The organism is Pseudomonas batumici, from assembly GCF_036585405.1.
GTDB classification, from domain to species: Bacteria; Pseudomonadota; Gammaproteobacteria; order Pseudomonadales; family Pseudomonadaceae; genus Aquipseudomonas; species Aquipseudomonas batumici.
Genome location: NZ_CP144470.1, coordinates 1,406,002 through 1,418,327 on the forward strand (window position 1 = coordinate 1,406,002; position 12,326 = coordinate 1,418,327).

Annotated in this window: 10 protein-coding genes; 6 read left to right on the plus strand and 4 right to left on the minus strand. The window is 51.3% G+C overall.

What is annotated here, in order from left to right; translation table 11 throughout:
• Positions 1-415: 415 nt before the first annotated feature.
• On the minus strand, positions 416-1,312 hold the full coding sequence (locus tag NUH87_RS06050; RefSeq protein WP_338525203.1) for a hypothetical protein: 897 nt from the start codon (positions 1,310-1,312) through the stop codon (positions 416-418).
• A 416-nt stretch (positions 1,313-1,728) separates the two neighbouring features.
• Positions 1,729-2,013 (minus strand): barstar family protein, encoded by a 285-nt coding sequence (locus NUH87_RS06055; RefSeq protein WP_338525204.1) that lies wholly within the window; start codon positions 2,011-2,013, stop codon positions 1,729-1,731.
• 163 nt (positions 2,014-2,176) lie between these two features.
• Here NUH87_RS06055 and NUH87_RS06060 point away from each other — a divergent pair, with 163 nt between their 5' ends.
• From NUH87_RS06060 to NUH87_RS06080, 5 genes are all read left to right on the plus strand, one after another.
• Complete coding sequence (locus tag NUH87_RS06060; protein WP_338525205.1) at positions 2,177-2,587, plus strand: hypothetical protein; 411 nt, start codon at positions 2,177-2,179, stop codon at positions 2,585-2,587.
• 102 nt (positions 2,588-2,689) lie between these two features.
• The gene (locus NUH87_RS06065; protein WP_338525206.1) at positions 2,690-2,977 is read left to right on the plus strand and encodes a hypothetical protein; all 288 of its coding nucleotides are present in this window, start codon (positions 2,690-2,692) and stop codon (positions 2,975-2,977) included.
• Positions 2,978-3,343: 366 nt separating this feature from the next.
• Positions 3,344-4,240 (plus strand): DUF6685 family protein, encoded by an 897-nt coding sequence (locus tag NUH87_RS06070; RefSeq protein ID WP_338525207.1) that lies wholly within the window; start codon positions 3,344-3,346, stop codon positions 4,238-4,240.
• Positions 4,241-4,679: 439 nt separating this feature from the next.
• Positions 4,680-6,311, plus strand: coding sequence for an AAA family ATPase (locus NUH87_RS06075; protein WP_338525208.1), 1,632 nt, complete (start codon positions 4,680-4,682; stop codon positions 6,309-6,311).
• A 357-nt stretch (positions 6,312-6,668) separates the two neighbouring features.
• Positions 6,669-7,193, plus strand: coding sequence for a hypothetical protein (locus NUH87_RS06080; RefSeq protein WP_338525209.1), 525 nt, complete (start codon positions 6,669-6,671; stop codon positions 7,191-7,193).
• 415 nt (positions 7,194-7,608) lie between these two features.
• Here NUH87_RS06080 and NUH87_RS06085 read toward each other — a convergent pair whose 3' ends face one another.
• Both NUH87_RS06085 and NUH87_RS06090 read right to left on the minus strand, forming a co-directional pair.
• Positions 7,609-8,586 carry a hypothetical protein gene (locus NUH87_RS06085; protein WP_338525210.1) on the minus strand — a complete coding sequence of 326 codons (978 nt, stop codon included), beginning with the start codon at positions 8,584-8,586 and terminating at the stop codon, positions 7,609-7,611.
• A 231-nt stretch (positions 8,587-8,817) separates the two neighbouring features.
• The gene (locus tag NUH87_RS06090) at positions 8,818-10,767 is read right to left on the minus strand and encodes an AAA family ATPase (RefSeq protein WP_338525211.1); all 1,950 of its coding nucleotides are present in this window, start codon (positions 10,765-10,767) and stop codon (positions 8,818-8,820) included.
• Positions 10,768-11,850: 1,083 nt separating this feature from the next.
• Between NUH87_RS06090 and NUH87_RS06095 the strand changes: the two genes are divergently transcribed.
• Positions 11,851-12,198, plus strand: a complete 348-nt coding sequence (locus NUH87_RS06095; protein ID WP_338525212.1) for a DUF6124 family protein — start codon at positions 11,851-11,853, stop codon at positions 12,196-12,198.
• Positions 12,199-12,326: the final 128 nt, after the last annotated feature.

The window sequence follows — 12,326 nt, forward strand, 5'->3', positions numbered from 1 at the left end:
TCCCAGCCAACCGGCATAGCTCGAGCTGTGCTCCACCAACGCATCCCTTTAGATATCCATACTTTCCGCAAATCGATATGAGCTGACGTTGCGTCATCGTATCCGAACTGTGTCCCACAGGATGGGCATAGGCCAAACGAAGAGCTACCAAACTCATCATACGGAGGCTCATCGAGCTCAGCGTATCCACACACTGGACAAATAAATGAATTGCTTCCTGCAACCATCTAGCCTCCAAAACCTTGTTCTACGTTGTCAGGGGGGCTGCTGGGATGATCAATCTCGACGTGTGTGCGAGGCGGCTCCCTAACGTCATCACCGCTCTCGAGGAGCCAGGGAGAATACCAGCCATTTTGTCGAAGTGGGCTATGCAGAAGGAGCAGGCCCACATGCCTAGGAAGAGGAGTAACCCCACTCAGCGATCGTGCAGGACAAGCGCTGCCGTGTGAACACAACCGCCTGTCTGACCGCCTGCCCGGTTGGGGCACAGCACATCAATGAAGTCACAGCTTCCAGAACGTCCCCAACCGGTCTTGAAGGTTTCAAAACTGGCGAAGCGTACCTCTGCAGAGTTGTTGGGGTCCTTGTAGTACAGATGTTTGCCGACAATACCGGCCACGACCACAGCATGTGCTGAGTCCACCGCCATAGTGGCTACTTCGACCCGGCTGTCGACAGGAATCATGGTCGACGGACCGCTGCGTACTCGACGGTTTTCCCGGCTTGACCAGACATCGCCCGAGGCATAGAAGGGGCCGGTGGCTCTTAGCTTGGCTTCAATACTCTCCAGCGTGCAGTCAGCAAGTGCCAGTGTGCCGCTGACAAAGACGCCAGGCATAAAGGTGTCCAGCAGATAATGGCGGCTCATGCTGTTGGCTGCCGTCATATGATCACGAGCTTGAATGATTGCCTGTTGCTCACGCCGGGCCTTGGCCAGGTCTATGCCTAGCGCGCGCTCCAGGATGGTAACGCTTTTGCGCCGCTCGTGATCGCTGAACACACCGGGGGGCAAAGCATAGGCCCGTTCCACGTTGGTAATCAGCTGGTGATGCTGGCCCAGCGTCGCACCCAGACGGCCACGCAGCCAGTCAAGGTCTTCGCTGGGGTCACCGCCCAATTGCGAATCAGCACTGAGTTCACTGATGACCTTGCGCACCTCATGCAGCCCTTTCCATTGCTGCTCGAAGGCGGCCGTGCCACGCAGGTTATGCATGGCCACCAGCATTTTTGCTGCGTAATACCAGCAGGTCGGTCCTTTCTGAATGAAATTGTTGCTGATGGCAGTACGAGGCAGGTTGAATAAAAGTGCCATGCTGTTATCTCCCGCGCTGTACGCGCATCTGTGCCAACTGTGCATAGACGTGATGCAGGCTATCGAGCGGGACCCGATAGGCGGTGGCCCCGGGGTCTCTGGAGGGGCTCGGGTCGCCACGGAATGGTAGGCCATGTTTGCCATGCCGTGTCGCCCTCGACCGTGGCGGCGCGTTCACTGACGCGGCAATCGATTCTTAGCTTCGGTCTGCCGGGGAGCTTAGACCGTGCTTGCCTTCCAGGTTGATTGAAAAGTTAGATCCGAGTGGTGAAAGTGAAAGTCATTGAATTGCTAGGTGCACTCCTGGTCGATCTGGGCCTTGAACAGGTTGGAGTAAGTACGGCGCGTCGACGGAATAAGAGCTCCTCTTAAAATTGCTGGACTCGGTCTCCACCGGGGCCAGCTCAAAAAATCGCTTAGCCGAACACCACATTTGATGCCCGCTCTGGGTACTCAGCTTTCATGTCGGCAAGGCATTTCTGCATGAGCCTCGCATCACCAGGCAAACATCTGGAAAAGCTCTCCCACCCTGAGATTTTCAGCTGCGCAGGCATTGGGACAAGTCCCGTAATGGCATCCCAGAAAGCATCCCAATTACCGCCGTACCAGCCGGGGAACCCGAGCGCCTCACTCAAGATGGAGTGGAGTTCGCTTGAGCTCGTCACCTCGCTCAAGTCAATTTCTACAACCTCTAAGGTCATCGCCAGCGTCCCGAAAATTGTTCACCGTGGAGAAGGATAACTGACTTCTGTGGGTCTCCATGCTCTGGTCAGATGACAAAGCCGACAGCACGATCGTGGTCAACCGTTTGCAGACACGCAAAGGCATTGGCATCCTGCAACCAAAGCAATACGAAGGATCGTGATGGACATTGAACGCCTCCTCAAAAAAAGGCAGTTGAACGTACAGGAACAGAACGCCGTCAGTGCCTATTGGCTCATGCGCACCGCGAAAGCCTGGATGGATGTTGGTGTTCCCGCTGCCCTGGCTCATTATGGCGAGACCCAAGGCGTTAACTGGTCAGAAACTATCGTCCTCAAGCTCGAAGTCGATTTCCCCGGGATGCCGCGTTTGTTTGGGCTATTGCTCAACCAGGCAAATCGCTTTATAGCCTTCGAAATCGATACAGACAGCACTCACCAGCAGATTGAATCGGTGGATCGCTGGGAAGATGTCTCCGCCCACCAGGACTATTCGACCAGCAACCGTGGTACGGGAAAGGGCTTTGCCGCGATAGCAAAGCAAGTGAAGCGCGAGCTGCTTGTCCAACCGTGAAACGATTAATCGGCGTTTGGAATGACGATGCCCAACGGACGCCTTGAACCTACCAGTATCATCGCCCCACAACGCCACCGCCCTCTCACATAGAGTCATGTCATGCAGCACAGCCTTGAACCCTGCCCACGTTGTGGATCAGCTCAACACGTTCGACCGAAGGAAATGCTGATAGGCGCGGCTAGCCCCAAGCAGCGCTTTAACGGGGAAGAAAGAGCAGGCTATCAACGTGTGGATCAGTTGGCCGTTGATGAGTGCAAACCTGAGCTATTGAAAGAGCCCCCGCTGCAACAGCTGGTGGGCGGTTTTTACTGCGACCATTGTGACATTGGGTTCGTCACCAGCCGTATTTTCCAAGCCACTAACGACAAACTCATTCGGGATGCCTGATTAAGCGGCTTACAACGCGAGTCGCTGATAGCGCTCACTGCTGAATGGGAAGCCAGGCTTCCCGCTCCGGGGAATCGCGCCACCGCCTTGATCGTCCACTACCCTTTCCTGCCGTACGAGCCGTTCTCAACAACCTCTACCTGCACAAACAGCACATACGCCTCCAGGTAGTTACCTAGCAGCAGTCTCTTTCACCAATGGTGATCGACCATACGACCAGCGGTGTCCAATATTGAACCACAATAGCTTACCTACGCTTCGCAATTCCCTACCCAACTTCCGCTCCGCCCTTCACTCCTTTACCGTTAAACTAACTAGCTGCGATAGCCGGAGGCGGCCCGCGTAACAGTCATCCAGGATGCGACAATGTTCATTGAAAAATTCACGCGACTCGTGCATAAACACCTGAATACTCCATCGTTCCGCTTATTCACCCTCCTCACCAACGATCCCCTGCAGAAAGCCGTAATCCGCGAGATAAGACACGGTATCTGGAAAAGTGACGTCGTTAATTGGGAGAAGTTCGGCTGCGAGGGGAGACTATGGGGGACCAAGGGCCAACTCTTATCTTGGCTATACGATCCGGTCAATATGTGCTGGTGCGAGTTGAACCAGGTGAATGACCATCTATCGGCCTTGGTCATCAGTGAGGAGCAAGACAACTGGGAATGCGACCTACGGGAGGTGCAGGGCTTCGCTGCATCCAAGGACATGTATGACCCTTTTTCTAACCTGAAGGCTTTCGTCGAGCTTATGGCACCGGGCCTGCTGACCCCAGTCACTCCCGAAAAGTTGAAGGAAAATCTCGCACATGCTGAGAGACGCATTCTCCAGGACAATGAGCCACACTCGTTCTCTCGATGGACATGGGATGGAAGAGTGTTCATCGAGAATATCGACGGCTCACACCACCTCGCGGCAGCCATAGTCCAAGCAGAACAGCTAAATGTGCCTGTTCGACTAAATGGCCGGCTTCGAACCTATCGACTCAATCCAGCAGCCCTGGCCTGTCTTCGCCGTGATTTCGATATGTATGTTGTCTCCTCCGAGCCTAAACAAGCCAACGCCCTGCATACGGCAATTAAAGACTACAAGGCGCCCTACTCCGAGGTGCCACTCCCCTTTCCCTATACCAAACAACGAGCGCTGATGCTGCCGAAGGAGAACAACAGATCAGTCAAAATATCGAACATTCTCAGCGGGGCTGGCTTCCAAGATCTGGCTGTCTATCTGGACAACCTCGCACGACCTTCCGATTGCTGAACCACTTTTTCCAATTCAGAGCTCTGCTCATAGTCTTGTACACCTTCCACAGGCTCAGACAACGGCATCCAACGCAAACCAAGCCCTTGATCAAATAACGGTCAGTCCGATCAAAGGTAAGCGTCTGCCCAAGTCACCTTGCCTAACTCCGGCTGGCCCCCACTGATGTGGCGGCAGTTACGCGATCTCGCTGGCCCATCGCGCCGACAGCATCAGCACAACTTTGAGATAGGCATACAGAGCGTGCCCATTCGTGCGTAACAACTGGATCAAACTCATGATAGCGGCCGCCCGAGGCGGTCAGCAGCGATAGACCAATGGGCGATCCCGCGTTACTTCGATCCTGCACTGCGAGCTTTAACTTACCCCAAAGGTTCAATAGACGCCCTCGTCATGGTGTCTTAAGATCTCCAGAAATCAGCCCTTTCAGGATGAATGGATGCCGCTCTCGATTGATCTCACAGTTACAGGCGCAGCTCTGCCGATCGAGCTTCGTGCGGGTTTGTCCACAATTATTGTCGGCGCGAACGGTAGTGGAAAAACAAAGTTAGCGATTGAATGCGAAAGGCAGCTCGAAGCCAATGCGCACCGCATCTCGGCGCAGCGGATGCTTGCGCTCGACCCGGAGGTTGAAAAAACCACTGAAGAGTACGCACGAAGCCAACTCCGTTACGGCGCCCGCAAGCCGACCGACTACGGACCCTTCCTAACTACCCGTAACACTGGCCGTTGGGGTAACACTCAACCGCGATTCATACTCAATGACGCCGGCGCGTTGCTCCAAGTGCTCTTCGCGGAACAAGCTAATACCGCAGTGAAGGCGTTCAACGCGGCTACTGACGGCGCCCCGTTCGTGGGCGGTGATACACTAATGCGGAAATTGAAAGCGATATACCATCGGGTCTTGCCAACCCGCCGCTTAGAAATAACGGCGGATGACATCACAGCCTGCGCCCTTAAGGACAATACGGCAGGCGAGCCGTACAGCATCACGCAGATGAGCGACGGTGAAAAAGCTGTCTTCTACGTTATCGGCCAGGTACTGGTTGCCGACCAAAGTTCGATTTTCATCATGGATGAGCCTGAAATTCACGTTCATCGCTCTATCCTCAGTCGCCTATGGGACGAGCTAGAAGCCGCGCGGCCCGACTGCGCTTTTCTCCTAATCACGCACGATCTGGAGTTTGCTGCATCGCGAGCAGGTAGAAAGTACATGATGCGAAGCTACGCGCCCGACACTGGCTGGGTCATCGAAAACGTACCCGAGGCGGAGGGTTTCAGCGAAGAACTCGTCACTCTGATCCTTGGTAGTCGCAAGCCGGTCCTTTTCGTCGAAGGTGAGCAGGGCAGCCTCGACCTTGCCTTCTACCGCGCATGTTATCCCGGGTGGACAGTGGTGCCGCGCGGCGGGTGTGAAGCCGTGATCCACTCGGTCGTCACGATGCGGCGCAACGAAGCATTCACCCGGATTCAATGCTCTGGATTAGTTGATGCGGACGGTCACGACGAAGCCGACCGTGCCAGTCTCGCCGGCAACGGCATCCAGATTTTGCCCGTTTCGGAGATTGAGAATCTTCTATTACTGCCGGCCGTTTCGCGCACAATCCTGGAAATGAACGAGCTCAAAGGAGACGACCTAGAAACGAAGCTTGCCAAGTTGAAGGATGCAATTCTCGACGATGCGCGGATAGAGGAAAATGTGAATGAGGTCGTCCTTGGCTATTGCCGCCGACGCATCGACAGGATGCTTAAGCAGGTCGACCTCTCGGCGGACAAGTCCATCGCGGCCATAGCTGCCAGTTACACGGCCCGGACGACGGAACTGGACGTCGTAGCACTTGCAGCCGATATGAAGACGAAAATCACCGCCGCTGTCGCCGCAGGCGATCTAGCCTCACTGCTGGCCGTATACGATCGCAAGAAGCCGCTCCTAGCGCTTGCTTCCGCCCACCTGCGTAACTGGAAGATCGAGGTGTTCACCGCTTGGGTTACGCGGGCTATCCAAAGCTCACACGACGACCGACTCCACCAAGCAATTCGCGCAGTTCTTCCTGAGGTAACAGCTGCCTGAAAAAAACCGCCAGCGCAACTCACGATAACACCGAGTGATGACTGGGCGCGCGAGGGGCACAGGAGATTATCGACGTGGTGTATGAAGGGATAACTCGATGATCGCCGACGCTTCTCGTTGTGCGCCGACTGCGCCAATGGTGTTCGGCACTGCGCCAGTTATCTTCGGCGCACTAGAGCAATATACCCAGTAAAAACGCGATACCCGGCAGAACAGGGCCAAAGCACAGCGGCAGCACTAACACCTCGATCCAGCTGAAGCGGTACCTGGGCGCGCGCTCACGCGCCCAGGCTTGCTCCTGCAAGCAGCGGTTGGGCAACTTACTCTTCAGCAATGTAACAATACGGGAGACGACCCATGCACGATTTTGACGAGCTCGCCTACCGTTGCGCGGCCTTTACCCTTGAAGCCCTGCGGAATGCAAACGAGAGAACGGTTGAAGCGCTGCAAACGAGCGCCGCCACCCCACTCGTGAAAGCGCTCCAGATGATACAGCTGCAGAAAGTGATTTTGGCGGTTGGAATGTTCTCGATCTTTGAAGCCAACTTACAAGACCGTTTAAATTGCAAAGATGGCTTCCGCGAGACGGAAGCTATCTTGGACCAGCATGGAGAAAATAACCTGAAAGAAAACTTCCTGGACCTAGCGGCAGCCATCAATGTGCTCAAACACGGAAGAGGTCGCAGCTATGACACGCTCGTAGCTAAAGCGCAGAGGCTACCATTCCGCGTGAAGCTTCCGGATGAGGACTTTTTCTTTGAGGGTGACGTTTCCGAGGTATCGACCCTTATCGAAGTCGACGATGCCTTCGTACAACGTTGCGGTGAAGTGATTAGTGATGTATCCGGAGTGCTGCGCAGGGTATGCCAGGATTTCGTTTGACAATAGTCTGGCCAGACTCCGGGTCGATTAACAGGCCAGAAAATAAATCCGCCACCTTTTCGTTATAGCTCAGTTGGCTCCGGACACGCCCGTAGAATTACAAAACCCACAGACTCATGACCAATAGCGAGTGTTTGGAGAAAAATACCGATCTGCTTCCCCGCTTTCATATCGCTCATCGATGCTTTTAGCTGATATATATATATGAGTCAACGTCCGTAGGCGTAGACAGACCAGAAAAATGACCGTTGCGCGCCTCCATGACCAGTAGAGTACGAACCATCACTAGATCTTCCTCTGTAGCTTCTCTAAGCCTCAACTCCGTTTGTTTGCGCTTGAAAAGCGTTTTAAACAAACCCATAGCTATTTTTCCACTTGCCGAATACGGATGAAATCTTAATGAGAGGACCACCAATTAGTCCACATGTAGAATAAACCCTCCATGCTTGCCTCCAAAACTGTTAGCAATGGCTGGCAATTTTACACCCAAACTGACAACCATTGCGGGGGAAACTGGCCTAGGCAATATCAGCTCAATCCTGCCACCTGTTTGATCTTTAAGATTCGCCATCAGCAATTGCGCTTTCCCCCGCAACTTAGCACCAGGTAATTTTGTCAAGCAGCGCTTCATAGGCATCCAGAAAACGAGTGCATACAAGGGAGCTGTCGCAGTTGGTATTACCAAGGTAAAAAATTTGCGCAATACACTTTCCTTGCTTGGCGCACTCCAAGGTAAGCAGTCGATTAGTCGGCTGAGCCATTGCACACGCTTGAAATACACACGTATCTGCTTGACACTTTTGTCATTTCGATCAAGCTGCGATACAAAAAGCCAGCTTTTGAAGACTAGAGGATCTTTTATTCCACGCGCCCTTAAGTCCTTCACCACTGGAGGTAGTATTGCGATGACATTTTTTATGTTCGGCTTTTCCTCCGACAAGTGGATTGCCAACGAGTTTCCCTTATCAACGCTTAGCGCCAGCTTATTTCCGATAGGCAATACCATACCTTTGTCGCCCGAACCAACCTGAACAACAACCCCTAAAATTGCAGGACCAATTACTATCCAGATAGAAAGATAGCTATGCCAAGCTATTGATTTCAAACCAGCCCCAAATTTTAGCTGCTGGTGAATATCTAACAAGAGTAGCGATAGAATTATCAACGCGCAGAGCGAGGCCGTTATTATGGCAACCTTAGCACCCGGCAAATTAAAACATCTAAGAACTAGGCGATGCCTTCTGGAAAACAGATAATGCGAAAGGTCTTTGTCTCGCTTCTCTCCCACATAAAGCACGAACACATAGATTGCCGAAAGCGTGCCAAAAATCACAACCAACATCGACGCCATGAAGTTGAAGCCAATCAGAATATCAACAGACCTAAAAAGCATTATAGCAAATCACTCCTTACCTGCCGAAAGCCGGCCATCTTTTAAATACAAACTTAATTTACACCCCGACCAACCGCCTGCGAAAAGCGGGACAGATTTATTTTACGCAGAATCCGACTTCGGCTTTCTTCCCCCCATAGGTAACCTTCAGCCAAAAGCTGATAATCAGGGTAAAAATAAATCTATCACCTTTTCATACAAAGAAAGTATATGAGGTGGTGGCTTTTAAGTTTAAATTGGTTCCTGTAGCTCTCTAAATGCTTCAAGCAAGCAAAGTGGAATAAGTGACGGGAATTCGTCAACGACACGTTTCAAAATTGTTGCTTTTAGGTCGTTAGTCCTGTGATAACGTTTCAAGCCTTCAAATTTTGACTTCAGCAAGTCTTCAAAGCCGTGCCCTTGCATTAACATGAATGGTTTGGGTAGGAGTACAAATTGGCCACCGAGGTACTCACATTTAATTTTTACGGATTCAGCGTCAGATGCTCCACACGAAACCGTATCAACAATATAGTCTACAATGCGCTGCAGTCGCGGCTGAGCCATTTTCAATATGTCAGCGCTCCCTTCATGCTCACCCAATCCAAGCTCGCTTCTTTCAACGCTCTTATCTTGAAATAGTAGCATCGCTACTAGCAAGGGATCTAAAATGTAGTTTTCTATAGAATAACGAAAATTATGACCAAGAACTACTATTTTATCACTTGGCTGATTAGTAGTATCCCAGTCAATCAAGCCTCTGATTGTGGGGTTTCCATGCTTGGATAGCTGCCCTACAATATCTTTAACATGAACGCACCCACCGATTTTTGAATCACTGGATGCAATAAAGCTTAGTGATACCGCAGGATGCAGCCTGGATTTAATTTTTCGAAGAATATGATCATAATACTGGACATCAAGATGACTTTCTACAAAAACCTGACGTCTATTCTCGTAGCTGATACTTATGCTTGGCACCCCCGACATCAATAAAGATAGCGCACTGTCTTTGTTGGTTTTTTTAAGCCGACCACGCCCTTCCTTCGTCATTATAAAGATAGCCTCCTCCGGGCAGAGCGCTACAGTCGAAGGGGAGTGGGTAGTCATAATTACTTTTATTTTACGCTCGCCAATTAATACCTTTTGAATGGTATCAAGAAGTGACTTTGTCATTGACGGGTGTAAAGGAGCATCGACTTCGTCAAAAAGAAGTATTAGCGGATAGTTAACTCTGTCTCCCGAGTCTCTCGTGTAATATAAACACAGCGCAAATGACATTAAAATCCTTTCACCCGACGAAAGATCATTAAATTTCACTTGTGCATTAGTAACCAAGTCTGTGAGTATTGGCTCGTAAGGGCGCTCTTCAAACTCATCGGGCTGATTGATTCTAAACGAAAGACTGGCTGCCTCTAGAATATCGTTCAGGAAATCCCAAGGCGGTGATCCATACTTTTCAAAAAATTCCTCCTTGGTTAATACTGGTACGTTGGCACCACGAATGTCGCGGCGATAGGCCTTGACTTCATTTGCTACAAAAGTTGCTTGATATTCTGAAAAAAGCCTTGCGAACGATTGTTGAAATAACTCTACGGGCTGCCAGGCCATTGGGTAGTGCTCATAGAATAAATCCATATCGAACGCAACGATTGGAATGCCGCAGCTAGCTGTAATTTTTTCAATAAGCTTTGAGTTAATTGCGGGGTTATTCGAGCTAAATTGTGATGCAATGTTTTGACTATTGGCAGCTAAATTACTTTTAATATTTTTATGCACCGCTTCAACTTGATCGGGTTGGATGCCATAGCTAGGTAGGTCTGATGGTTCTAGTATTGCTAGCTTTTTTAAATCCAGCTTAGAAAGTTCGGACCACTGAAGCATGTACGCTTCAACTCCTACCCTTGCGCTGTTGATCAAGCTAGATATGTGATTCCATATCCCATCTCTTTCCTGTTTGCTCTGAAAGCTTACGAACGCTCCTGTATCTGTAGGAACCAACGTCGTCGCATCAAATAAGCGAATCAATCGGTTGTGTGGTGAATGTGCGATTCCCTCGATTGATAGGGCCCCCTCATCCAAGGCCTTCAATAATTGGCTCTTACCTGCGCCATTAGTTCCTGTGATGATCGTGAAGTCTGGCAACTCTATATCTTCAAACGTCTTTAGTGATTTGTAAGGACGCAAAAGGGTTAATTTCATAAGTAATCAATCCATTATCAATCAAGGGCTTGCTGCTTTCGCAGATGTCCAGAAACGGTCTCGGATGTACTCACCGAAGCAACATAGTGCTCTCTAGTTTTTGATCCTATCCTACGGATCTCGATAATGATAGCCAATGGCCAGCCTATTTAGCTCACCTCAGTTTTGTGTCCGTGAGCGGTCGTAGAGTCACAGGCCGCAATCGCTAAATTTATGCTTTAAGTACCATCTGGGTTCAGCAAGCGGATAGCAGGATCCTAGATTGCTGAACCTCCCATAGCTTCCTAGCAGCATCAAAAATTTTGATGCAAGCGCGCAACGTCATGCACTAATAGTCTGCTATTGGCCGATTCTGTTGAAAAAGTCGACCTGGACTGATTGTCCATACATTGAACGGTGAAAACGCCACTTTTGCCCGCTGTCACGTGAAATCTAAGTCCGGAACCTTCTGCTCAGAACACAGATTTCAATCTCAGAGGCGTACTTTTCTGCCGTGGAAACCGAAACCGACTTTTTCAACAGAATCGGCCGAAAGCGGCCAATACTCGCTAGCCCCTTCCGGCAAAAAGTGAGCATCCGAATCATCCCACTTCGGGATACGCTCTCGAGGACGACTCTCTCGACGTGCCCCTTGAACCCAACGTAGACCGAACTCCCCCCTACGAGCACGCCCATCTCAGTTCAGAGCCTGTATCCACTGCATCTCCCGACAATAATAGTTTTTTACTCGCCCCTCGATGAGGGGCTCGCGCGCGACATGCAAGATATATCTCTTTCCCTTGACTGAAATTTCCTAGAAAATCCTGACCGCTTGCGCCTGCCCGCCCCGGTGGCTATCTTCGAGTTATCACTGCATATCAGTGACAGGGTTTGGTAGCCCTCGGTGTAACTAGGCGCAAAGCGCCACCTTGAGCAAGGCGCTTTTTTTCGGCCTCTGCTTTTATGGTGGTCGTGCGCAGGGCGTCCGCGGACGCGCCGGGTTCCTAGTGCACCGGTCTACCAACCTGCGTACGGCCGCCACCCTTAAATCGTTTGGTAGCGATGGTGACGGCTCCAAAACATGCACTTGGAGTACCTCGTACTATGTTCAAGCCTACCCCCAACCCGCCCGCAACCTCCAACGTTGAAAGCATTGACCCTCGTATCGCCGACCGGGCTTTGTCTCACTACAACCTCGGTCCGGATGCAGTCTCGAAACCTGCCCCTGTCACCGTACTGCATGAGCATCTGCCTGAACCCGGGAACCAGGAAGACGCCCTGGCCAACATCTACTCGATTCTGCAATCCGCTGCAGCCACAGCCTATGAGCACGCCGACAACCAAACCGGTTCGAACCGCAAAGTGGCGATGGGTGTGGTGCACCTGATTGAACTGGCACAGCTAAAAATGGACTCTGTGCTGGATAAGCAGGTGGTCAGCGTCAGAGGCTGACAGCTTTCAAACGAGAGCAGAACGGGAAGTGAGACTTCCCGTTCATTTGAGTATGAGGTTCAATCGCCGCCCCCTTAGGCGATTGCCTGACACCTACTCAGACCGAGATAAGAATCCCAAAGCAGTGG

Coding starts and splice junctions, on each gene's coding strand:
- NUH87_RS06050 (WP_338525203.1), bottom strand. CDS start 1,312: ATGGCACTTTTATTCAACCTGCCTCGTACTGCCATCAGCAACAATTTC.
- NUH87_RS06055 (WP_338525204.1), bottom strand. CDS start 2,013: ATGACCTTAGAGGTTGTAGAAATTGACTTGAGCGAGGTGACGAGCTCA.
- NUH87_RS06060 (WP_338525205.1), top strand. CDS start 2,177: ATGGACATTGAACGCCTCCTCAAAAAAAGGCAGTTGAACGTACAGGAA.
- NUH87_RS06065 (WP_338525206.1), top strand. CDS start 2,690: ATGCAGCACAGCCTTGAACCCTGCCCACGTTGTGGATCAGCTCAACAC.
- NUH87_RS06070 (WP_338525207.1), top strand. CDS start 3,344: ATGTTCATTGAAAAATTCACGCGACTCGTGCATAAACACCTGAATACT.
- NUH87_RS06075 (WP_338525208.1), top strand. CDS start 4,680: ATGCCGCTCTCGATTGATCTCACAGTTACAGGCGCAGCTCTGCCGATC.
- NUH87_RS06080 (WP_338525209.1), top strand. CDS start 6,669: ATGCACGATTTTGACGAGCTCGCCTACCGTTGCGCGGCCTTTACCCTT.
- NUH87_RS06085 (WP_338525210.1), bottom strand. CDS start 8,586: ATGCTTTTTAGGTCTGTTGATATTCTGATTGGCTTCAACTTCATGGCG.
- NUH87_RS06090 (WP_338525211.1), bottom strand. CDS start 10,767: ATGAAATTAACCCTTTTGCGTCCTTACAAATCACTAAAGACGTTTGAA.
- NUH87_RS06095 (WP_338525212.1), top strand. CDS start 11,851: ATGTTCAAGCCTACCCCCAACCCGCCCGCAACCTCCAACGTTGAAAGC.